Annotated in this window: 18 protein-coding genes; 8 read left to right on the plus strand and 10 right to left on the minus strand. The window is 65.6% G+C overall.

The window, feature by feature from the left end:
• Positions 1–42: 42 nt before the first annotated feature.
• The 4 genes from PCE31107_RS09575 to ygfZ form a co-directional block, all read right to left on the minus strand.
• Positions 43–855 carry a beta-ketoacyl synthase chain length factor gene (locus PCE31107_RS09575; protein ID WP_174966602.1) on the minus strand — a complete coding sequence of 271 codons (813 nt, stop codon included), beginning with the start codon at positions 853–855 and terminating at the stop codon, positions 43–45.
• A gap of 350 nt (positions 856–1205) precedes the next feature.
• The gene (locus PCE31107_RS09580) at positions 1206–2039 is read right to left on the minus strand and encodes an NRDE family protein (RefSeq protein WP_130026129.1); all 834 of its coding nucleotides are present in this window, start codon (positions 2037–2039) and stop codon (positions 1206–1208) included.
• Positions 2030–2335 (minus strand): DUF4936 family protein, encoded by a 306-nt coding sequence (locus PCE31107_RS09585; protein ID WP_150608015.1) that lies wholly within the window; start codon positions 2333–2335, stop codon positions 2030–2032. The genes PCE31107_RS09580 and PCE31107_RS09585 overlap by 10 nt, the downstream gene beginning before the upstream one ends.
• 22 nt (positions 2336–2357) lie before the next feature.
• Positions 2358–3473 carry a CAF17-like 4Fe-4S cluster assembly/insertion protein YgfZ gene (gene ygfZ, locus PCE31107_RS09590; protein WP_174966603.1) on the minus strand — a complete coding sequence of 372 codons (1116 nt, stop codon included), beginning with the start codon at positions 3471–3473 and terminating at the stop codon, positions 2358–2360.
• 182 nt (positions 3474–3655) lie between these two features.
• Between ygfZ and mltG the strand changes: the two genes are divergently transcribed.
• The 5 genes from mltG (at position 3656) to PCE31107_RS09615 (ending at position 8029) form a co-directional block, all read left to right on the plus strand.
• On the plus strand, positions 3656–4651 hold the full coding sequence (mltG, locus tag PCE31107_RS09595; RefSeq protein ID WP_130026127.1) for an endolytic transglycosylase MltG: 996 nt from the start codon (positions 3656–3658) through the stop codon (positions 4649–4651).
• Complete coding sequence (gene tmk, locus PCE31107_RS09600; RefSeq protein ID WP_017234545.1) at positions 4648–5319, plus strand: dTMP kinase; 672 nt, start codon at positions 4648–4650, stop codon at positions 5317–5319. The genes mltG and tmk overlap by 4 nt, the downstream gene beginning before the upstream one ends.
• Before the next feature lie 109 nt (positions 5320–5428).
• Entirely contained in the window at positions 5429–6469 is a 1041-nt protein-coding gene (holB, locus tag PCE31107_RS09605; protein WP_150608017.1) for a DNA polymerase III subunit delta', read from the plus strand.
• A gap of 29 nt (positions 6470–6498) precedes the next feature.
• Positions 6499–7281, plus strand: coding sequence for a TatD family hydrolase (locus PCE31107_RS09610; RefSeq protein ID WP_130026125.1), 783 nt, complete (start codon positions 6499–6501; stop codon positions 7279–7281).
• Between the two features lie 73 nt (positions 7282–7354).
• A complete protein-coding gene (locus PCE31107_RS09615) occupies positions 7355–8029 on the plus strand; it encodes an ankyrin repeat domain-containing protein (protein WP_150608019.1) in 675 nt (224 codons plus the stop codon).
• Between the two features lie 94 nt (positions 8030–8123).
• On the opposite strand, the gene otsA is transcribed toward PCE31107_RS09615, so the two are convergent.
• A complete protein-coding gene (otsA, locus tag PCE31107_RS09620) occupies positions 8124–9542 on the minus strand; it encodes an alpha,alpha-trehalose-phosphate synthase (UDP-forming) (protein WP_150608021.1) in 1419 nt (472 codons plus the stop codon).
• A complete protein-coding gene (otsB, locus tag PCE31107_RS09625; RefSeq protein ID WP_150608023.1) occupies positions 9539–10360 on the minus strand; it encodes a trehalose-phosphatase in 822 nt (273 codons plus the stop codon). The genes otsA and otsB overlap by 4 nt, the downstream gene beginning before the upstream one ends.
• 354 nt (positions 10361–10714) lie before the next feature.
• On the opposite strand from otsB, the gene PCE31107_RS09630 reads away from it, so the two are divergent.
• Entirely contained in the window at positions 10715–13303 is a 2589-nt protein-coding gene (locus tag PCE31107_RS09630) for a PepSY domain-containing protein (RefSeq protein ID WP_174966604.1), read from the plus strand.
• A 109-nt stretch (positions 13304–13412) separates the two neighbouring features.
• Entirely contained in the window at positions 13413–13697 is a 285-nt protein-coding gene (locus tag PCE31107_RS09635) for an acylphosphatase (RefSeq protein ID WP_130026120.1), read from the plus strand.
• A 16-nt stretch (positions 13698–13713) separates the two neighbouring features.
• Here the strand turns inward: PCE31107_RS09635 and PCE31107_RS09640 are convergent, their stop codons facing one another.
• Positions 13714–15357: a methyl-accepting chemotaxis protein gene (locus PCE31107_RS09640; protein ID WP_150608027.1), complete on the minus strand. Its 1644-nt coding sequence runs from the start codon at positions 15355–15357 to the stop codon at positions 13714–13716.
• Between the two features lie 272 nt (positions 15358–15629).
• Between PCE31107_RS09640 and PCE31107_RS09645 the strand changes: the two genes are divergently transcribed.
• Entirely contained in the window at positions 15630–17303 is a 1674-nt protein-coding gene (locus tag PCE31107_RS09645) for a sensor histidine kinase (RefSeq protein WP_150608029.1), read from the plus strand.
• On the opposite strand, the gene trhA is transcribed toward PCE31107_RS09645, so the two are convergent.
• The 3 genes from trhA to PCE31107_RS09660 all read right to left on the minus strand — a co-directional run bounded on the left by trhA (position 17294) and on the right by PCE31107_RS09660 (position 19265).
• On the minus strand, positions 17294–17938 hold the full coding sequence (gene trhA / locus PCE31107_RS09650; protein ID WP_130026117.1) for a PAQR family membrane homeostasis protein TrhA: 645 nt from the start codon (positions 17936–17938) through the stop codon (positions 17294–17296). The two genes, PCE31107_RS09645 and trhA, sit on opposite strands and share 10 nt — an antisense overlap.
• Positions 17939–17966: 28 nt before the next feature.
• On the minus strand, positions 17967–18524 hold the full coding sequence (locus tag PCE31107_RS09655) for a peroxiredoxin (protein WP_130026116.1): 558 nt from the start codon (positions 18522–18524) through the stop codon (positions 17967–17969).
• Between the two features lie 264 nt (positions 18525–18788).
• Positions 18789–19265, minus strand: a complete 477-nt coding sequence (locus tag PCE31107_RS09660) for an Lrp/AsnC family transcriptional regulator (RefSeq protein WP_150608032.1) — start codon at positions 19263–19265, stop codon at positions 18789–18791.
• Positions 19266–19320: the final 55 nt, after the last annotated feature.

Consider the following 19320-nt stretch of genomic DNA (forward strand, 5'->3'; position numbering starts at 1 on the left):
ATGCGCCGCCGCAGGAGCTCCCACCGCAGTCGTGTATGAGCATCAGACATCGGCATGACGTGCGTCCTCGTGCCACTCCCACTGCCAATCGTGGCGTTCGCCGCGCCAGAGGTCGCTGCCGCCCTCCAGCAGCGACGTGACCAGACTCTGACATTGCGCGCGGCGCTCAGCGTGCGCCTCGCGGGCGGTCGGCAGATGCATCGTGCAGGTCAGGCGCGCGGTGGCATCGGATTCGATCAGTAGCGCCAGAGCGTTCGCGCTGTCGTCGATCTGGCGCGACGTCGGGCCAAAGCAGGCCGGCGGCGCCTCGAAGGCGTAAATCACCAGCAGCGGCGAGTCGGGGGCCTCCCGATGTTGCGTCCATGCGTCGAGCAATGCGTAGCCAAGCGTATCGTCGAGCGCGGCGATGGCATTGATGGCCGAGCGGTCGTCGCGCGCAATGCTGAGCACGCCGGGGGTCGCATTGAGGACCGACAAACTGAACGCGGTGGGCGAGGGCGGCTCGCCGCGAACCAGCGCGTCCAGCATTTGCGTGGTGCGTTGGATCTCGCCGTGCTGAGATGCGTACACGACCCGGCACTTGGGCGGCAGCGGACCGCACGCCGTGGCGGCCGACAACGCCAGTCGGGCGAGCGGGCTCAGACGCCGGCGCAGCATGGGATCGATGTCGCCGACGTCCGGTTTGCGAGCCGACGCCGCGTCATGCTGGCGATAGGCCCACCGACGCACAGGCAACGCCCAGTGGGCAACGGTGCGGGACGATCCAGCCGTCGCCGAGTGCGCGGGCACCGCGGGTAGCGGCGTCGATTCCCCAGCGGGAACGGCTTCCGAACTCCAGGGTGCTGTGCGACGCATCGTTCGCGGGTCGATGTTGTCTGGCATGGCGTTTGAGTGAAAAAAAGCGATTGCCGCTTTGCTGAGCCACGCGCTGTTTCGCAATATGCGTTGTCACGGCCGTCGCTCGATACGGCCGGATATGGCGGGAGATTCGATAATGAATCGGGTCGCCCTTCCATAGCCCCCCAAAATGGTTGGCGAGCAATTATAGCCAAATGTAAGACAACGAAATATCTGTCAGGCGAAATTTGTGGCGTTTCCGCAGGAAATCAGGAAATGCCTAGTGATCGTTTTGGGTGAACGTCTCGGGCGTCATCCAGATACGGCGGGCCGCATCCCCTTGAGGCGACAGGCGTGAAGGGGTCGCACTATCGAGCGAGTGTGGCCTGGGCGGTGAAGGTGAAATCGCGACGGCCGGACAAGACCGTGGGCGACTGACCTGGCGTCACGGTGACTTCCGTCATGTCGACGGTGCCGTCACGATGGTAGCGGAGCAGCGTGGTGCAGCGGGTCCCGTACGCGGGCGACGCGATGAATGCCGCCGATAGCGAGCGTTCCCACGCGCGCGAGACCCCCGTCTCCGGCAACGCGCTGTCGGGCGCTTCGCTGGCATCGCGCATGATCCGCAGCAGGCTGGCGTCGTCGGCATTGTGTGTCAGTGCATGGGCGAAAGCCTCGCGGCGGCTGACCAGCTTGGGCCAGGGGGTGTCGAGCACGGCGTTGGACAGACCGTGGACGCCGGGCGCGATGGCCTGAGCGAGTGGCATGGCGAAGGCGGCCGGTGCCGCACCGCCGACATGGTGGGCGCGATTTCCCAACCAGAACAGCTTGCCCGCCGGCAAGTCTCCCGCGAGAAGATTGAAGCCGGTGTACTCGTGCGCATGCCGTTCGATGCGCACCAGATCGTCGTCGAACGAAGTTGCATCGAGCATGGCCGAGACGAGCAGGCCGCGCGATGGCGAGTCTTTCGGCGCCATCGGCGCGCGCCCGTCGCGAAAATTCGTCAGTGCGCTGAAGCGTCCCGCACGATTGACGCCCATCCACGTTCCACCGCCGCGCAGATCTCGGCCGGCAAGGACGTCCGGGCGATCGCGCCACCAGTGCAACGGTTCGGCGGGACGCTCGAAGAACTCATCGCGATTGGCGAGCAGGACCAGCGGCGTGGCGGCCTCGGGCTGCCAGGAGAAGACGATCAGGCACATGGCGGCTCGGCGTCGACAAAGCACTCGGCGTGACGCTCGCCGTCGATGCGCTCCGTCAAGCCGGCCTCGGTGGCCAACGGCGCCAGCGCGGCGACGAACGCGTCGCTGACGCCGTCGTAGCGCTCCATCCACGTTGTGGTGCCGGCGGCGGTGTCGTGGGCGGAGGCGTCGGCGCGCCATTGCAGGCGCCCCGTGACGCCGAAGCGCGCTGCCGTCAGCGCGAAGAGTTGCGCGACGGCCAGACGGGCCGCGCCGGCGTTGTGCGATGAAACGCGGTAGTAGACGTAGCAGTCCATTCTCGGGCGCGGCGGCGGCCGGTCAGGACGCTGCCGCAGACGAGGCGGGCGACTCCGTCGGGTCCACGATGTCGTACGGCAATTCGGCGAAGGTCAGCGCGGGGCCATCGGCGGCGCCAAGGCGCACATCGTCGGCTTCGCGCGCGGCGAGCTTCACCTCGACGAGCGCGTCGTAGCCGCCGTTCGGTGCCGGTGCCGCGTGCACGACCATGCCGCATGGCTGGTCCGGATCGCTTGTCTCGACGAGTTCCTGACCCGGTGCGGGTTGCGTGGTATCGACGTGCGCCAGATGCAGACGCCGTTTGATGGTGCCGCGATACTGGCTGCGCGCGACAACCTCTTGGCCCGGATAGCAGCCCTTGCGGAAGTTCACGCCACCCACGACCTCCCAGTTCACCATCTGCGGAACGAACTGCTCCTGCGTCGCGCTCGTGACGCGCGCCACGCCGCTATGCACATCGAGCCATGCCGCGAGGGCCGGGGCAACGGCGACCACCCCGGGGGCTTGCGCCAGCGAGGCCCAGGCCTCGGCGACACGCGCCACCGGCACGCTCCAGAGGAAGCGCGAGAGCGAGCGCGCCGTGCCGGCCGCCGGCAGTCGGATCAGGTGGGTCGCGTCGTCGCCGAGGGTTGCGTGGGCAACGGCCAGCGATTCGGCGGGCAGCGCGGCGAACGTGTTCGCGAGGACGGCCTCCGCCGCCGGGCCACCGACCTGCAGCAACACGTGCGTGGCTGCACCGTCCGTCAGCTTGACCTTGGCCCGCAGGACGAACATCGACAGTCGTTTCTGTACGGCAGCCTGCACCGTGGCGTCGCACGCCAGATAGATCGTGGCGTCGGCGGACGCGTCGCGCCACATCAGGAAGGTGGCGAGCAGGCGCCCCTTTGCCGAGCAGTAGCCGGCCAGGCGCGCCTGTGCGGGCGCCAGGCGCTCGACGTCGTTGGTCAGTTGGCCGTGCAGAAAGCTCGCGGCATCGGCGCCGCTCAGGGCGATCAGGCCGGTGTCGCTCGCCAGCGCGACGAAGCTGCCGGTTTGCAAGGCGTCGAACTGGGCGGCGCGTGCGCTCGCGTTGGACAAAATATCGGGGGAATTCACGTCTGCCGCTTGCGGCAGGAGATCACGCCATTGGGAGGTCATAAACGAAGGTGGCTGTCAATCTGTGAGGGTTCGGCAAGTCAAAGTATTATATTGGGTCTTCCGCCAGAACGTGCGAGCTCGGTTCGACGCGCAAAACGCGCCGCTCGACGCCGTCGGCGCCACGCTGTCTGACCGAGTCCCCCGAACCCGCTGCCGTCGCTGGATGGCTTACCCTGCAATTCATGTCTTTCATCAAACGCCTGTTCGTACTGTTGATTGTCGCTGCGCTCGCGGCGGGCGGCGCATTCTATTATTGGGCGCAAGCCCCCTTGCAGTTGGGCAAGCCAACGCTCGACGTCACGATCAAACCCTACAGCTCGGTGCGCAGCGTGGCGACGCAATTGCGTACCGGCGGCGTGCCGGTACAACCGCTGCTGTTCAATCTGCTGGCTCGCGTCATGGACGTGGGGACCAAGCTCAAGTCGGGCAATTACGAGTTTGCGACCGGCATCACGCCGTTCGAGGTGATGGAAAAGCTCGCGCGTGGTGACGTCAACCAGTATGTCGTGACCATCATCGAGGGCTGGACCTTCAAGAAGATGCGCGCCGAACTGGACGCGAACCCGGCGTTGCGGCACGACACGGCCGGGCTTCCCGACGCGGATCTCATGCAGCTCGTGGGCGCCGATCGTGCGGAAGCCGAGGGCATGTTCTTTCCCGACACCTACCTGTTTCCGAAAGGTACGAGCGATGTCGATATCTACAAGCGGGCCTATCGCCTGATGCAGAAGCGCCTGGACGAGGCCTGGGCCGCGCGTGCGCCCGGGTTGCCCTACACGACACCGTACGAGGCGCTTATCATGGCGTCGCTCATCGAGAAGGAAACCGGGCAGGCGGTGGAGCGCGGCCAGGTCGCGGCCGTGTTCGTCAATCGGCTGCGCAAGCGTATGTTGCTGCAGACCGATCCCACGGTGATCTACGGCATGGGGGATCTGTATACAGGGCGCCTGCGCAAGCGCGACTTGCAGACGGACACGCCCTACAACACGTACACCCGCGCCGGCCTGCCGCCGACGCCGATCGCGCTACCGGGCATGGCGTCGCTTGCGGCGGCGTTGAATCCCGCGTCGACCGACGCGCTGTACTTCGTGGCGCGCGGCGACGGCACGAGCCATTTCTCGGCGAACCTCCAGGAGCACAATCGCGCCGTGGACAAATTTCAGCGAGGTGAGCAATGACGCATTCCCCCGAGGCCACGGCTGCGGTGCCGGGCAGGTTCGTCACGTTCGAAGGCATCGACGGCGCAGGCAAGAGTACGCACGTCAACGCCTTTGTCGACACGCTGCGTCAGGGTCTCGCCAGTGTGGGGCGCAGCGTCGTCGCCACGCGCGAGCCGGGCGGCACGCCCTTGGGCGAGGCGTTACGCAAGCTCGTGCTCGATGAGCCGATGGATCTCGAAACCGAGGCGCTGCTGATGTTCGCCGGACGCCGCGAGCATCTGGCGAAGGTGATCGAGCCGGCGCTCGCGCGCGGCGACTGGGTCGTCTCCGATCGCTTCACCGATGCGACGTTTGCCTATCAGGGCGGCGGGCGGGGGCTGTCACGCGACAAGCTGGCGATCCTCGAACAATGGGTGCAGGGCACGCGTCAACCCGATCTGACGATTCTGTTCGATCTCGATCCGGCGATTGCCGCCGCGCGGCTGGCGGGCGCCCGGGCGCCGGACAAGTTCGAGCGCGAATCGGCGGCGTTTTTCACACGGGTGCGAGACGAGTACCTGCGTCGCGCCAAGGCCGCGCCGGAGCGATTCGTCGTGATTGACGCCGCGCAAAGCATCGAGGCCATTGCAGGACAACTCGCGGGCGTATTCGCCCGTCTGGGCGTGCCCGGGCACGGGCCGCGCTGACGCGCGATAATCCGCTTGTTCGACCGACTCGCAGCGTCGGTATTTCGCGAATTCGCCATGGCGTAATTTCGCTGTCTCGCCCGACGCATTTGTCGGCCAAGGAGCCCATATGCTGTATCCCTGGCAGTCACAGGACTGGACACGCCTGAACGACCTGCGCGCCCAGATGCCACACGCGCTGCTGTTGCAGGCGGTGCCCGGCATTGGCGAGCTGGCGCTCGCCCGCACGTTCGCGCAGGCCCTGCTGTGCGAATCGCCGCGCGCCGACCACCTGCCATGCGGCACGTGTGGTGCGTGCCAATGGTTCTCCAGCGGCAATCACCCGGATTTTCGTGCCGTCTGTCCTGAAATATTGGCCGATAGCCTGCCCGGTGCCGACGCCCGCGCTGAAGCCGAGGGCGACAAGAAAACCAAGACACCGAGCAAGGAAATCAAGATCGAGCAGGTACGCGAAGTGATCGACTTCGCGAGCCTGGGTTCGCACCGTCAGGGGCGACGCGTGGTGCTGCTCTATCCGGCGGAGGCGCTCAACGTGCATGCCGCGAATGCCCTGCTCAAGACGCTCGAAGAGCCGCCCGAGGGCGTGGTGTTCCTGCTGGTGACGACGCAGCCTGACCGTCTGCTGCCGACGATTCTGTCGCGTTGCCGGCGCATGGTGTTGACCCGGCCCGATCACGCGCAGGCAACGCAATGGTTGATGGGCGACGCGGGACTCGACGCCGCCACCGCCGCGGCGGTACTGGCCGAGACCGGCGGGGCACCGCTCGCCGCCCGCGCACTCGCCGAGCCGGACGAGCGCGCCTGGCGCGACTGGCTGGTCGGCCAGCTCGCGCAGGGCGCCGCGATCGACGGCTTTGCCTGTGCCGAACAACTGCACAAGGGCAATTTGCCGGGCATTTTGGAGACGCTGCAACGCTGGTGCTTCGATGTGCTCGCGCAGCGCATGGCGGGCACCGTACGCTTCTTCCCGAGCCATGCCCAGGCGTTGCGCCGCTGCGGTGACGCGACGGACGACGTGCGCCTGCTCGGCTTCCTGCGAGAGCTGGCGCAGCAGCGTCAGGTGCAGAATCACCCGCTCAATACCCGCGTGCTGCTCGAGGCCCTTTTCCTGCAATACCAACAGTTGTTCGGTGGGCCGGCGTCGCTTTGACGCAGGGCACCGGACACCGATCGCACATCATGTTCATCGATTCGCATTGTCATATCAATTTCCCGGAACTGGCCGAGCAGATGCCCGACTTGCTCGCGCGCATGCGTGAGAACAAGGTGAGCCACGCCCTGTGTGTTTCGGTCGACCTGCCGACGCTGCCGCAGGTGCTGGACATCGCAGCACAGCACGACAACGTGTACGCCTCGGTCGGTGTCCATCCCGATTACGAAGACACGCCCGAGCCGAGCGTCGACGACCTCGTGCGTCTGGCCGCGCACCCGAAAGTCGTGGCCATTGGTGAAACCGGACTCGACTACTACCGGCTCGAAGGTCGCAGCATCGAAGACATGGCGTGGCAGCGCGAGCGCTTTCGCACGCATATTCGTGCCGCGCGCCTCACCGGTAAGCCGCTGATCATTCACACGCGCGCGGCCGCCGAGGATACGCTGCGCCTCATGCGCGAAGAGCAGGCGGGCGAGCCCGCCGGGGTGATGCACTGCTTCACCGAGAGCTGGGCGGTCGCACAAGGCGCGCTCGATCAGAACTTCTATATCTCGTTCTCCGGCATCGTCACGTTCAAGAGCGCCCGCGATTTGCAGGACGTGGCGCGGCGCGTGCCGCTCGATCGCATGCTGATCGAGACCGATTCGCCGTACCTCGCGCCCGTGCCGTATCGCGGCAAGCTCAATCAGCCGGGCTACGTGCGGCATGTGGCCGAATTTATCGCCGATCTGCGCGGCGAGCCGCTGCAGAAGATCGCCGATGTCACGACGGAGAATTTCTTCCGCCTGTTCGCCACGGCAAAGCCCTGAACCGTACGACCCGTGCCCCCAATCGACCGAACTGCTTTTCCGTTATTTACCGGACTACCGACAGGAGCTCCCAATGCGCAAATTTTCGATGATCCGAGCCTGGATGTTGCTCAGCGTGCTTTGTCTGACGGCATGCGCCACGGCCGCCACGTCCAATAGCGCTCTGGTCAAGGCGGTCGTCTTCAACGACACGAAATCCATCGCCCAAGCGCTCAAGGCGGGGGTCGACCCGAATTCGACGGACGAGAAGGGCAACCCGCTGCTGGTGATCGCGATGCGCGAAAAGTCGGTGGACGTGGCGCGCCTGCTTATCGACGATAAACGCACGGATCTCGATGCGACCAACGCGGCAGGCGAGAATGCGATGATGATCGCCTCGCTGCAAGGCCTCACGCCGATGGTCAAGCTGCTCATCGACAAGGATGCCGAAGTCAACAAGAAGGGCTGGGCGCCGCTGCATTACGCCGCGACCAACGGGCACGATGACATCGTGCAGATCCTGCTGGACGCATCCGCTTACGTCGATGCCGAGTCGCCCAACGGCACCACGCCGCTCATGATGGCCGCGCGCGGCGGTCACATCACCACGTGCAAGGTGCTGCTCGATGGCGGCGCGGATGTCCGTCTCAAGAACCAGATCGGCATGACGGCCATCGACTTTGCCAAGCAAACCCACCAGAAGGAAATCGCGGACGGCTTGCAAAAACGTTTGGCGCAGATGCAGCAGTCGCGTCCGGCGGGCAAGTAAGACGGTCCGCCCGTCGCGACTTTATCGTGGCAGATCCTGGCGGCGCGTCGTGCGGCGCGCCGTCTGGTGACTTTCACCCGTCGACTCAGGCTGCTCAGGCCGCGGCCGGTTGCGTACGCAGCAAGGCTGGTTTAGCGGCGATCGTCGGCGGTCGAAGATCGGCGATGAAGCGGTTGCGCCACGTCGACAGATTGTGCTCGCGCAGCGTCGCCATCATGCTGGCGTGGCGCGTCTGGCGCTCCGAAAGTGACATGTTCAGCGCCGTGCGCAACGCTTCGGCCATGCCGTCGATGTCATAGGGATTCACGATCAGCGCGCCGTCCAGTTCCTGAGCGGCGCCCGCGAAGCACGACAGCACCAGAACGCCGGGATCCGCCGGATCCTGCGACGCCACGTACTCCTTGGCCACGAGATTCATGCCGTCGCGCAGCGGCGTGACGTAACCCACCTGCGACGCCCGGAAGAACGACATCAGGACTTCGTGAGCGTAGCGTTTGTTGATATAGCGAAGCGGCGTCCAGGCCAGATCCGAGAAGCGCCCGTTGATATGCCCCGCCTCGGTTTCCAACTGTTGGCGAATTTCCCCATAGCCCGCCACGTCCGAGCGGCTGGGCGGCGCGACCTGAACGAAACTCACGGTACCTTGCTGGTTCGGCCACAGCTCGAGCAGGCGCTCGAACGCGCGAAATCGTTCGAGCATCCCCTTCGAATAATCGAGGCGATCCACGCTCATGATGAGCTTGCGGTCCTGCAGCCCCTGTTTCAGATCGAGGATGTGCTTGACCGTCGCGCGCGCGGTCGCCTGCTGCGCAATCTCGTCGGGATACACGCCGATCGGATAGACGCCTGTGCGCAGCGTGCGACCAAAGGCCGTGACGGTGCCATCGTCGTGCAGGGTCGCACCGGCGTGGCGCACCAGATAGTCGGTAAACGCGGTGCGGTCGGTTTCGGTCTGGAAGCCGACGAGGTCGTACTCGCACATCGCGCGCACCAGCGCTTCGTGCGGCGGCACGGTCATGAGGACCTGTGGCGAGGGGAACGGAATGTGCAGAAAGAAGCCGAGTCGCTGCTGTACGCCGATCTGGCGACACGCCTGCGCGAACGGCAGCAGGTGGTAGTCGTGCACCCAGATCAGGTCGTCGGGCTCAAGCAGCGGTGCGAGCAGCGCGGCAAAGCGCGCGTTGACGTGGCGGTAGCCGTTGTAATCGTCGCGCTGGTAGCGCGTGAGGTCGTCGCGGTAATGGAAGGTTGGCCACAGGGTCGCGTTCGAGAAGCCACGGTAGTAGGTGTTGTAGTCGCGGCGCGTGAGCGGCACGGTCGCGAACGTGACGTTGTTGCGATGGGCGATCTCGGGCACCGTGGCCGGCTCGGCGTCGATTTCCCCATTCCAGCCGAACCACATGCCGCCGGTATCCTTGAGTGCTTCGTACACACCGATCGCCAGTCCGCCTGCGGTCGGTTTGCCCTCGGTGATGGGGGCGACCCGATTCGATACGATGACCAGGCGACTCATGCTCCGTTCTCCTTTGAGGGTGAGGGGGGGCTCGCGGGCGGCAATGTCAGCAGCCAGGCCGTGAGGGCCTCGGGCGACGGCAGACGGTGGCGGGCACACGTCTCGCCGTCGCCGATCTTGATCGTGATGCCGCCCAGCGCATTCACCTCGGCAAACCCGGCCTCGTCGGTCAGGTCGTCGCCCGCGAAGAGCGGCGTTCGACCGGCGAACGGCACCTCTTGCAGCAAGGTGGTAATGGCGCGGCCCTTGCTGACGTGGCGCGCACGCAGCTCGAAGACCAGCTTGCCGGGTTGCAGCACGAAGCGCTCGGCATGCAGCTCGGCCAGGGCGCGCATGGTGTCGCGCGCCACGCTCGCCAGTTCAGGGGCCCCACGGTAGTGCAGGGCCAGCGCGCTGCCCTTGTTCTCCAATAATAGGCCGGAGTGCTGGGCGACGAGCGCGTGCAGCGGCGCGATCATCGACGCAATTCGCTCCATGTCGACGGCATAGCCCTCGGCGCGAACGCGTTTGCCGTCGGCATGGCGGATTTCCGCGCCGTGCAGGCCGGCGGCGGGCAAGCGTAGCGGGGCGAGCAGGCCGTCGATATCGTCGATGGCGCGCCCCGAGACGACGGCCATGGCGCCGCACGCGCGGTGGAACAGACTGGCGAGCACATTGGCCGTGTCGAGCGGCAGTCTGACCGCGTCGGGACGCGGCGCGAGCGGGGCCAACGTGCCGTCGAGGTCGAAAAAGAAGGCGACCGTGGTGACATCGACGTGGCAAGTGTCGGCCGGTGTCGTGTGCCGTGTGGCGGACGGGGAAGACGCTAGGGGTTGCATGGCACTCCGTCGCTATCGTGCCGCAGGTCGATAGGTCATAGCCGGGGCCGAGCGGCGGGCGCAGGGGAGGGCAGACGAGACGTGACGTGCGGCGGTTCGGTGGGCGGGAGCGCGGACATCCGCGCGCAAGACATCATCCTACCCCGTCAAAAACCGACAGGAAGTCGTCCGTTCCATGAAACGCTTGTCGGATGACGCCTACAAGGTTAGGAAAGTTAAATTGGTATTGAATATGAGAATCGTTTGCAATAACATTCCACAATTGCCGTAAAGTGGACCATCGGGGACGGCGGCACGGCACACCTGCCGCGCATGCGCCGATTCCGGCGCTCGAACGTGCGCCGGACGACAACGATGATGAAAAGACTCTGGTTTCAGTTGCATTGGGGCTTCGGCATTTCTGCCGGGCTGGTGTTGGCCGTCGTCGGTCTGACCGGCGCGCTGCTTTCTTATGACGACGCCCTGACACGGGCCTTCAGTCCGGGCGTGATGACCGTAGCGGTGCGCGACACGGCGCCGCTGCCCATTCCCGAGTTGCTCGCGCGCGTGCATCAGGCGGCGCCCGACCGGCGCGTTCTGCTCATGACGATGACGCGCGCGCCGCAAGACGCGGTCGGCGTGCGGCTGTCCGTGGGCGATGGGCCGCGCGGCGAGACCTATTTCGTCGACCCTTACACCGGGCAGATGCTTGGCCGGTCGCAGGCCGACGCCGTCTTCCGGTTCATTATGGATATTCACCGTTTCCTCACGGTGGACGGAATCGGCAAGCAGATTACGGCGGCGGCCACCTTGCTGCTGTTCGTGCTGGCGCTGAGTGGCCTGTATCTGCGTTGGCCGCGACGGGTGGGTCACTGGCGAGCCTGGTTTCATATCGATTTCAAGAAGCGCGGTCGTCCATTCCTTTGGAACCTGCACGCCGTGATCGGCACGATGGTGCTGGTGCCGTATCTGCTCTCCGCCACGACAGGCTTGTATTGGTCATACGATTGGTGGCGCGGCATGCTGTTTTCAATCGCGGGCGTGTCGCCGCCGGTGCGCAATAAGCCGGCTGCCCCGCCGGCGCGGAGCGCGCACGGCGAAGGCAAGCCGGCGGCGCTGCCGGATCTGGCCGCGACGACGACAACCGAGATGGCCACGGCGTGGCGCAGCTTCACCGGTCATGTGCCGGATTACACCAAGGTGTCCCTGCGTCCGGCGCAGAAATCCGGCGGGCCGCTGCAGGTGACATGGCTCGACACGTCGGCGCCGCACGAGCGGGCGTTCAACCATCTGGAGATCGATGCGGCGTCCGGCGCGATTCGCAACGAAGACCGGTACGCTCGGAAAACCATGGGCGGCCAATGGATGGCGAGCATCTACGCGCTGCATCGCGGCAGCTTCTTTGGACCCGCGGGCGTCGTTGTCATGATGCTCTCGAGCCTGATGATGCCGGTGTTTTTCGTCACGGGCTGGATGCTGTATCTGGACCGCCGCAGGAAACAGCGCGCGCTGGCGGCATCGCGTCCGGTCGTGGCGAGGTCTGGCTCGCCGGTCGCTGCGGGGGGGGCGTTAGCGGACGATGGGGTGCTGATCGGCTACGCCAGTCAGAGTGGCGTGGCGGAAGACCTGGCGTGGCAGACGGCGGGCATGCTCGAAGGCGCGGGCGTCCGGGCCCAGATCCAGCCGTTGGCGCGCATCGGTCAGGCGCAACTCGGCTCGGCCAGGCGGGCGCTGTTCATCGTCAGCACGTTCGGCGATGGCGAGCCGCCCGACAGCGCGCGCCGCTTTGCACAGCAACTGATGAATCGGGCGATGGCCTTGCCGACGTTGCGCTTCGCGATGCTCTCGTTGGGGGACAGTCATTACGACCGATTCTGCGGATTCGGCCGCAAACTCGATGGTTGGTTGCGCGCGCAGGGCGGCGTGGCGGCGTTCGAGCCCATCGAAGTCGACCGTGGCGATCCGGGCGCGTGGGTGCACTGGCAAGATCGGCTTGGCGAGTGGTTCGGCCATCCGCTGGCGGCGTCGAAGCCACACGACGGCCCTCGCTTTCAGCCGTGGGCGTTGGTCGAGCGCGACCTGCTCAATCCCGGCAGCGCTGGTTTGCCGGCCTATCACCTGGCGTTCACCCTGCCGTCGGGCGTGCAATGGATGGCGGGCGATCGGGTTGACGTGCGACCGCGCCACTCGGTCGCACGCGTGGACACCTTCCTCTCGAGGAGTGTCTGGGCACGCGACGTGCGGGTGAGCGTCGCGGGCCGCGAGACGACGCTGGGCGACGCGTTGCGCGAATGCCAGTTGCCCGACACCGCACCGCCGGCAGGCATCGATCTGCAGGACTGGCTGGCGCGTCTGGCGCTGTTGCCCGTGCGCGAGTACTCGATTGCATCGACCTGCGACGAGGGGCGACTGATGTTGCTCGTGCGCCAGGTTCGCCATCCCGATGGCTCGCTGGGCCTGGGTTCCGGTTGGCTCACCGAGGGCGTTGCGTTGGGCGAGTCTGTGTCGATGCGCGTGCGTCCGAATCCCGGCTTTCACGGCCCGGCGACGGGGCGCGGCATGATCCTGATCGGTAACGGCACGGGATTGGCCGGACTGCGAGCGCACCTTGCCGAACGTATCGCTAACGGACAGCGGCGCAACTGGCTGATTTTCGGTGAGCGTCACGCGGCGCACGATGATTTCCACGACACGACGTTGTGTGCGTGGCACGCGCAGGGCGGTATTGCGCGCCTTGACCGCGTGTATTCGCGTGATCAGGCGCAACGCCGCTACGTCCAGGATCGGGTGCGCGAAGCCGCGCAGGACATTGCGGCCTGGGTGGCGCGCGGCGCGTCGATTTATGTGTGCGGCAGCCTCTCCGGCATGGCGCCCGCAGTGGATGCCGCGCTCGCCGATGCCATCGGGACGGACGTCCTGCTCGACCTGTCGGCGCAGGGGCGCTATCGCCGCGACGTGTACTAGACGGGCCCCGGCGGTGTGCTAACGTAATGACAAGGCTCGGTCTCGATCGGGCCCTTCGTCCGTTGGTTTCGCGTGGACTTGCCCATCGTCCATCACCGTAGGAGGGGCCATGACGGCAACGTGGCAGATCGTAGTGCATGGGCTGGTGCAGGGCGTCGGCTATCGCGCCGCGTGCGTGGACGAGGCGCGCCGGATCGGACTCAGCGGTTGGGTGCGCAACCGGCGCGACGGTACGGTCGAGGCCATCGCGCAGGGGGAGGCCGATCAGCTACTCGCGTTGTGCGAATGGATGCGCGAGGGGCCGCAGCACGCGCAGGTCTCATCGTGCGAAGTCGACAAGGCCTGGGTTGCGGATGCGCCGATCAAAGGCTTCGAGCAGCGCGCGAGCATTTGATCGGCGGTGGCGATCCTCAAGCTGCGAGCGCCAGTCGGCCCGGGGGCGTGTCGAGCGTCGCGACGGTCTCGTTGAGCGCGGGGGGGCGCACGGCTTCGTGATCCGACAGTCGGAACAGTGCGACCGACTCGCGCAGGCGCATGGCCTGCGCTTCCAGCGCGGCAGCCGCGGCGGAGGCCTCTTCCACGAGCGCGGCGTTCTGCTGCGTCATTTCGTCCATTTGCGTCACGGCCCGGTTGACTTGTTCGATGCCGCTCGACTGCTCCACACCGGCCGCCGAGATCTCGCCCATGATGTCGGTCACGCGTTTGACCGACTGCACGACATCCACCATCGTCTCGCCCGCGCGCTCGACCAGGCGGGTGCCCGTCTCGACGCGGTTGCCCGACGCCTCGATCAAGCCCTTGATTTCCTTGGCCGCCGACGCGCTGCGCTGCGCCAATGTGCGGACCTCGCCTGCCACCACGGCAAAGCCGCGGCCCTGCTCGCCAGCGCGGGCGGCTTCGACCGCTGCGTTGAGCGCCAGGATGTTCGTCTGAAAGGCAATGCCGTCGATGACCGTCAGGATATCGGTGACTTTTTGCGACGCCGCGGCGATGTCGCGCATCGTCGTCACGACCTCCTGCACCACGTCGCCACCGCGCGACGCGGTCTCCGAAGCGGTGACGGCGAGTTGGCTGGCGGCTCGGGCGTTTTCGGCATTTTGTTTGACCACGGCGGTCAGCTCTTCCATGCTCGCCGCTGTTTGCTCCAGCGACGACGCTTGCGCTTCCGTGCGCTGCGAGAGGTTGGCGTTGCCTTCGGCAATCTCGTGAGCGTTCGCGTGAATGGCTTCCGTACTCTCGCGCACCGTGCCGACCGTGCTGGCGAGACCGTCGCGCATCCGGCCGAGGGCGCCGAACAGTTGGCCCATCTCGTTACGCGTGTGTTGCTCGACGCGCTGGCTCAGATCGCCGGCGGCCATCCGCTCGAAATGCGAGATGGCGTCGCGAATCGGACGCAGCACGGCGCGCGCGAGCATGGCGCGGCCCCACAGCGCGAGGAGCAGCGCAACGGCCAGGGTTGCCCCCAAGGTGATGCGCATGACGTTGTAGCGGTGCTGGGCCACGTCGAATCGGGCCTTTTGCCGCGCGATCTGGATTTCCTGCAACTCGCGCATGGCCGCATCGAGCGCGGCATAGGCCGGCGGGGCGACGCGCGCCTGAATCTGATGGAACCCAGCCACATCGCCTTGTTTCAGGGCGTTGAGCGCAGGCGTGACGATCTGATCGAAAAAGGCGCGGCGCTTGGCGTCGGTTGACTTGGCCAACTCCGCTTCGTGCGCATCTTCTTTGGGACGTTTCAGATAATCGCTCCACAGGGCGTCCGACGCAGCGATGTATTGGCTGCCCCGCTTGAGGACTTTCTCCGACTCGTCCGGGTCGGCGCCCAGGCTGACGTATGAGGCATAGGCCGCCATCGCCAGGCGGTTGCGCAGCATCTGCTCCGCAGTTCCCTTGACCTCGGCCAGGGCAGGCGTGTCCTGCGTGGCCATCTCGCTCAGGGAGGCATTGCTGGACCCTAGCGCCTGGAGGCCCAGGACGCTAACGAGGACGAGTAGTGCGCCAAGCAAACCGAGGACCAGTGTCAGACTGGTCCGAATCGTAATGTTCTTATACATAGGGATCGATAGTTTGAATGCCTGGGCCGCAGAGTCAGCGCGCGCGGCCTCCCTGCCCGTCGGTGTCTCCAGAACGGGTCATAGGGATTATCGGCAGATGAGAGGCAGAACTTAAGCCGTTCGGCTCGGGCGATTCCGAAAGTGCGGCGTCCACAAGAGAAGATCGGAATTTGCGCAGTCGCAAACGTCTTGCAAAAGGCCAGACTTGAAGACTCTTACGGTTTCTTCAGTACGCCAAAACGCGCGAATCGTGATGCGGCGTCAACGACGCGATGAATCTCGACAAATTCAAATTCCCGCGCGGCGGCCGCGATGTCGGCGGGTTTGCCTCCGACGGGGCACACGTGGCAACGTCAAGCGGGCCGGAAGGGTGGGGCAGTGATGCCCCATGGGCTGCCAGTACCTTTCGACTGGCATTGGTGCACGAATTGCGCGCCCCGTTGCAGGTACTGCAAGGGCATCTGGATGCGCTTTGGGGCGAGGCCGGCAGCCTGGAGGACAGGCGTGCCCCGGGTGACCCGCCTGTCGATGCGGGCGCGATGGCGCCAAGGGAACGACTTGGCGCCATGCGCAATATGCTCGGCGTCGTTGCGAGCGCGGTGGACGACGTGCTGCACCTGGGGCAGGACGACGTCACGGAACTCCCGCTTCGCGAGGCCGCTTTCGAGGTGCGCGCGTGCCTCGACGCGGAGGTCGACGGGTTTGCTGGGGCGGCGCACACCAAAGGGCTCGTGCTCGAGTGCCATATTCCCACCGAGGTGCCCGTCATGATGCAGGGAGACGCTGCCCGCTTGCGCCAGATCCTGCGAACGCTGCTCGACAATGCGCTGAAATACACCGTCTGTGGCGGTGTGGCGGTCAAGGCATCGTGGCACGACGCTGCGACGCACGACGCTGCGTTGCCCGGGAAGCGGCGCGACGCCGGTACGGGGCAACTGACGATTCACGTCTGCGACACCGGGCCCGGCATTCCGGCGGGCATGGAAAATGCCGTCTTCGCGGCATTTGCCCGTGCCGACCGCTCGGTGCCCGGCTCCGGGCTGGGATTGTGGATCGCCCAGCAATGGGCGCGGCGCATGGGGGGCGCGCTCAGCGTTGAGCCGTCGACGACCGGCGCCCGCTTTCAGTTATCGGTACCCTTTGCCACCCCCGATGCCGTGCCTTCCTCCGGCGTCGCTCGCGCTGACGCATGCGAGTCGCCCGCGTCGCCCGCGCCGACCATGGCTTCGCCGCCCGCGTCGACGCCGGCGGTGCCTGTTGCGCACGTCGACGTGCGTCCCGGGTTGCGTGCGCTGGTGGTGGACGACCACGTCATGAATCGCAAGATCCTCGGCGAACAGTTGTCGTCGCTCGGTTGCGTTGTCGCGCGTGCGGGCGATCTGAGCGAGGCGTTGCTCCATTGGACGGCGCAAGAGGTCGATGTCGTGCTCACCGATGTGCAGCTCGGCGGTGCATGCGGCCTGACGCTGGCGAAGACGCTTCGCACGTTGGCCCCGGTGCTCGGTCGCGCATCGCCCGTGGTGTTCGCGGTGACGGGGTCGGTCGTCGGCGCGCGGGCAGCACGAGACGCCGGTATCGACGGCGTGTTGACGAAGCCGGTATCGCGCCAACGGCTGGCGCAGACCTTGGCGGTGCGGTGGCCGTGCGAGGTGAGCGAATGCGTTGCGCCGCCGAATGCGGGTGAGCGCCCGAAGGCATCGCGGCCGCCGCTGCATGACGATCCATACGCACGTCGCGTGATGCGCGAGGAAATGGCGAAGGATCTTGCGCGCTTTCGCCGCCTGATCGCCTCACGTCGCGCGGAGGACATCGACGCGGCGCAGGCGCTGCTGCATCGCATGCGCGGGGCGTGCCGGATGTTCGGCGATCCGGCGTTGACGGCGCGATGCGATCGGCTGGCCGAGAAGCTCACGGACTGCCGGATCGCGCTGGACGATCAGACGTAGCGGTAGACGGCGAGAAAGTGACAGGCCGTGCCGCCGATGGCAAATAGATGCCAGACCAGATGGCCGAATTTGATATGGCCGTCGAGCGAGTAGAAAAGGGCGCCGACGGTGTAGGCAACGCCGCCGGCGTACAGCCAGTCTGCGCCAGGGCCGGGGATGGCGGCGAGCACCGGACCGGCGACCAGCACGGCGATCCAGCCTAGCCCAACATAGAGCAGGGTGGAGACGAGCGGCCGGTCGAGCAGGCCGAGTCCCTTGGCGACCAGCCCGGCAATGGCCATGGCCCATACGCCGGTCAGCAGCGGCCAGCCCCAAGGGTCGTGAAGGATCTTGACGGTAAAGGGGGTGTACGTCCCGGCAATGAAGAGAAAAATGGCGCAATGATCGACACGCATGAACAGCCGTTTCGCACGGCCATCGGGCAAGCCGTGATATAGCGCGGACGCGAGATAGACGATCACCATGGTGATGGCGAACACGCCGATGCCGATCTGCTCTCCCGTACTTGGCAACGGCGGGCGGACCGCCGTGAACAGGGCGGGCGTGGCGGCGAGGGCGGCCATGCAGGCAATGCCGTGGCTCGCGCTATTGGCGAGTTCTTCGCCGCGCGTCTGTGCGCGTCCGGTCGCTTTCATGCCGCCTTCTCCTGTGTGGATGTCGCGATCACGACGGATGTGCGTCGCGCCATTTGCGAACCGCTTCCATCGTATTGGTGACGTGTTTATCCGGATTGAGGCTCACATAGCTGTAGATCACCCGGCCGTCGGGGGCAATGACATACGAGACGCGATTGGCATAGTCGGGTTTGAGCGAAAGCACGGCGTCGTAGGCCCGCATGATGCGCTGATCCGTGTCGGCCGCCACGGCAAATTTGCTGCGGCACTCGGACACGGAGAACTTGTTGAGCGTTTCGATGTTGTCGTGCGAAACGCCGATGACCGTGGCGCCCATCGCCTTGAACTTGTCGGTGGCTTCTGCGAAGTCGTGCGCTTCGATCGTGCATCCTTCGGTGAACGCGGCCGGGTAGAAGTACAGCACGACGGGGCCCTTCTTCAGGGCGTCGGCCAGCGAGAACGTGAAGACCTTGCCGCCGAGCGAGGCTTGTGCAGAGAAAACAGGGGCGGGGGTGCCGTTCTTCAGGGCGGCGTGAGCGGGGATGAAGCACCAGGCCGTCACCCCGACAATGGCGGCTGCGGCAGCGATTCCGAACCAACGTTTCATGCAGGACTCCTGGAGTGAATGCTTAAGCATAGAGGCTCGCGACGGCGGTGTCCAACGGGGACGATATCCTTCGCGGATGCCCTCCATGCCGCAGCCATCGGGGCAGGGCAGTCAGCAGTCTACTGCGGAAATCGTGACACGATTCGGTCACCGTAGTGTCATGAAGCGCGCGGGGTCGAGCCGGCATGCTCGCCAAGATCGCGGCCGCCCTGCCTGAGCGTCGCCTACGGCGTATTGCCGCTTCTTGGCGCTCCTCACCGCTCCTCACCGCTCGTTACCGTTGCCGATCGGCAGAACCGTCGTCGACTTGATCTGCGAGAGCGCGATCATCGAGTTGACCTCCTGGACCATCGGCAATTGCGAAAGACGTTCGAAGAAGAATCGCTCATAAGCCTCGACATCGCGTGTGACGATGCGCAGCAAAAAGTCGACATTGCCCATGAGCACGTGGCATTCGAGCACTTCCGGAAAATCCTGAATGGCCTTCGAGAACTCGGGCAGCGCGTTGCGATTGTGGCCGGCCAGTTTTACGTGAGCGAACAGCATCACGTTCAATCCGACCTTCTTGCGGTCGATAAGCGCAACGCGGCGCTCGATGACGCCTTCGGCATCGAGCCGATCGATGCGACGCCAGCACTGCGATTGCGACAGACCGATGCGCTCGCCGATTTGTGCGGCCGAGAGCGAAGCGTCTTCTTGAAGCAGTGCGAGAATTTTCTCGTCGAATTCGTCAATTTGCATGATTAATTCCAAATAGCCTTGATATTTGAATGAATCATGTGAAATCAATGGTGTT

It is taken from the genome of Pandoraea cepalis, from assembly GCF_902459625.1.
GTDB classification, from domain to species: domain Bacteria; phylum Pseudomonadota; class Gammaproteobacteria; order Burkholderiales; family Burkholderiaceae; genus Pandoraea; species Pandoraea cepalis.

What these genes read in the sequence shown, in the direction of transcription:
- PCE31107_RS09575 (WP_174966602.1), bottom strand. Translation starts at nt 855, where the DNA reads ATGCGTCGCACAGCACCCTGGAGTTCGGAAGCCGTTCCCGCTGGGGAA.
- PCE31107_RS09580 (WP_130026129.1), bottom strand. Translation starts at nt 2,039, where the DNA reads ATGTGCCTGATCGTCTTCTCCTGGCAGCCCGAGGCCGCCACGCCGCTG.
- PCE31107_RS09585 (WP_150608015.1), bottom strand. Translation starts at nt 2,335, where the DNA reads ATGGACTGCTACGTCTACTACCGCGTTTCATCGCACAACGCCGGCGCG.
- ygfZ (WP_174966603.1), bottom strand. Translation starts at nt 3,473, where the DNA reads ATGACCTCCCAATGGCGTGATCTCCTGCCGCAAGCGGCAGACGTGAAT.
- mltG (WP_130026127.1), top strand. Translation starts at nt 3,656, where the DNA reads ATGTCTTTCATCAAACGCCTGTTCGTACTGTTGATTGTCGCTGCGCTC.
- tmk (WP_017234545.1), top strand. Translation starts at nt 4,648, where the DNA reads ATGACGCATTCCCCCGAGGCCACGGCTGCGGTGCCGGGCAGGTTCGTC.
- holB (WP_150608017.1), top strand. Translation starts at nt 5,429, where the DNA reads ATGCTGTATCCCTGGCAGTCACAGGACTGGACACGCCTGAACGACCTG.
- PCE31107_RS09610 (WP_130026125.1), top strand. Translation starts at nt 6,499, where the DNA reads ATGTTCATCGATTCGCATTGTCATATCAATTTCCCGGAACTGGCCGAG.
- PCE31107_RS09615 (WP_150608019.1), top strand. Translation starts at nt 7,355, where the DNA reads ATGCGCAAATTTTCGATGATCCGAGCCTGGATGTTGCTCAGCGTGCTT.
- otsA (WP_150608021.1), bottom strand. Translation starts at nt 9,542, where the DNA reads ATGAGTCGCCTGGTCATCGTATCGAATCGGGTCGCCCCCATCACCGAG.
- otsB (WP_150608023.1), bottom strand. Translation starts at nt 10,360, where the DNA reads ATGCAACCCCTAGCGTCTTCCCCGTCCGCCACACGGCACACGACACCG.
- PCE31107_RS09630 (WP_174966604.1), top strand. Translation starts at nt 10,715, where the DNA reads ATGATGAAAAGACTCTGGTTTCAGTTGCATTGGGGCTTCGGCATTTCT.
- PCE31107_RS09635 (WP_130026120.1), top strand. Translation starts at nt 13,413, where the DNA reads ATGACGGCAACGTGGCAGATCGTAGTGCATGGGCTGGTGCAGGGCGTC.
- PCE31107_RS09640 (WP_150608027.1), bottom strand. Translation starts at nt 15,357, where the DNA reads ATGTATAAGAACATTACGATTCGGACCAGTCTGACACTGGTCCTCGGT.
- PCE31107_RS09645 (WP_150608029.1), top strand. Translation starts at nt 15,630, where the DNA reads ATGAATCTCGACAAATTCAAATTCCCGCGCGGCGGCCGCGATGTCGGC.
- trhA (WP_130026117.1), bottom strand. Translation starts at nt 17,938, where the DNA reads ATGAAAGCGACCGGACGCGCACAGACGCGCGGCGAAGAACTCGCCAAT.
- PCE31107_RS09655 (WP_130026116.1), bottom strand. Translation starts at nt 18,524, where the DNA reads ATGAAACGTTGGTTCGGAATCGCTGCCGCAGCCGCCATTGTCGGGGTG.
- PCE31107_RS09660 (WP_150608032.1), bottom strand. Translation starts at nt 19,265, where the DNA reads ATGCAAATTGACGAATTCGACGAGAAAATTCTCGCACTGCTTCAAGAA.